We start from the raw sequence: 2,034 nt of genomic DNA, 5'->3' as shown, positions 1-2,034 counted from the left end.
AGGGCGTATAGTACGAGGTCGTAGACCCGAAACCAGGTGATCTACCCATGTCCAGGGTGAAGGTAGGGTAATACCTACTGGAGGCCCGAACCCACGCACGTTGAAAAGTGCGGGGATGAGGTGTGGGTAGGGGTGAAATGCCAATCGAACTTGGAGATAGCTGGTTCTCCCCGAAATAGCTTTAGGGCTAGCCTCGAGTGAAGAGTCTTGGAGGTAGAGCACTGATTGGGCTAGGGGCCCTCATCGGGTTACCGAACTCAGTCAAACTCCGAATGCCAATGACTTATACTCGGGAGTCAGACTACGAGTGATAAGATCCGTGGTCAAGAGGGAAACAGCCCAGATCACCAGCTAAGGTCCCAAAGTATACGTTAAGTGGAAAAGGATGTGGAGTTGCTTAGACAACCAGGATGTTGGCTTAGAAGCAGCCACCATTTAAAGAGTGCGTAATAGCTCACTGGTCGAGTGACTCTGCGCCGAAAATGTACCGGGGCTAAACGTATCACCGAAGCTGTGGGACGACTTGCGTCGTCGGTAGGGGAGCGTTCTAAGGGCGTCGAAGCTAGACCGGAAGGACTAGTGGAGCGCTTAGAAGTGAGAATGCCGGTGTGAGTAGCGAAAACAGAGGTGAGAATCCTCTGCACCGAAAGCCTAAGGTTTCCTGAGGAAGGCTCGTCCGCTCAGGGTTAGTCGGGACCTAAGCCGAGGCCGAAAGGCGTAGGCGATGGACAACAGGTTGATATTCCTGTACCACCTCCTCACCGTTTGAGCAATGGGGGGACGCAGGAGGATAGGGTCAGCGCGCGACTGGTTGTGCGCGTCCAAGCAGTTAGGCGCCTCAAGTAGGCAAATCCGCTTGAGTAGGCTGAGCTGTGATGGCGAGGGAAATAAAGTACCGAAGTGCCTGATTCCACACTGCCAAGAAAAGCCTCTAGCGAGGTGAGAGGTGCCCGTACCGCAAACCGACACAGGTAGGCGAGGAGAGAATCCTAAGGTGCGCGGGAGAACTCTCGTTAAGGAACTCGGCAAAATGACCCCGTAACTTCGGGAGAAGGGGTGCTCCCTCGGGTGAATAGCCCAGGGGAGCCGCAGTGAAAAGGCCCAAGCGACTGTTTATCAAAAACACAGGTCTCTGCGAAGCCGTAAGGCGAAGTATAGGGGCTGACACCTGCCCGGTGCTGGAAGGTTAAGGGGAGCGCTTAGCGCAAGCGAAGGTGCGAACCGAAGCCCCAGTAAACGGCGGCCGTAACTATAACGGTCCTAAGGTAGCGAAATTCCTTGTCGGGTAAGTTCCGACCCGCACGAAAGGTGTAACGACTTGGGCACTGTCTCAACGAGAGACCCGGTGAAATCATAGTACCTGTGAAGATGCAGGTTACCCGCGACAGGACGGAAAGACCCCGTGGAGCTTTACTGCAGCCTGATATTGAATGTTGGTGCGACATGTACAGCATAGGTGGGAGACTGAGAAGCCTGGACGCCAGTCTAGGTGGAGTCGCCGTTGGGATACCACCCTTGTCGTACTGAGATTCTAACCCGCACCCCTGATCGGGGTGGGAGACAGTGTCAGGTGGGCAGTTTGACTGGGGCGGTCGCCTCCCAAAGCGTAACGGAGGCGCCCAAAGGTTCCCTCAGAATGGTTGGAAATCATTCGTAGAGTGTAAAGGCAGAAGGGAGCTTGACTGCGAGACCTACAAGTCGAGCAGGGACGAAAGTCGGGCTTAGTGATCCGGTGGTTCCGAATGGAAGGGCCATCGCTCAACGGATAAAAGCTACCCCGGGGATAACAGGCTTATCTCCCCCAAGAGTCCACATCGACGGGGAGGTTTGGCACCTCGATGTCGGCTCATCGCATCCTGGGGCTGTAGTCGGTCCCAAGGGTTGGGCTGTTCGCCCATTAAAGCGGTACGCGAGCTGGGTTCAGAACGTCGTGAGACAGTTCGGTCCCTATCCGTCGCGGGCGTAGGAAATTTGAGAGGAGCTGTCCTTAGTACGAGAGGACCGGGATGGACGCACCGCTGGTGTACCAGTTGT

1 rRNA gene is annotated in these 2,034 nt (G+C 55.4%); it reads left to right on the top strand.

Features of this window, described 5'->3' with window-relative positions:
- Positions 1 to 2,034: ribosomal RNA gene (locus JV16_RS14695) — 23S ribosomal RNA — on the top strand; the annotation flags it as partial.

Source organism: Anoxybacillus ayderensis (assembly GCF_000833605.1).
GTDB classification, from domain to species: domain Bacteria; phylum Bacillota; class Bacilli; order Bacillales; family Anoxybacillaceae; genus Anoxybacillus; species Anoxybacillus ayderensis.
This window is presented reverse-complemented; position numbering and strand designations above follow the sequence as displayed.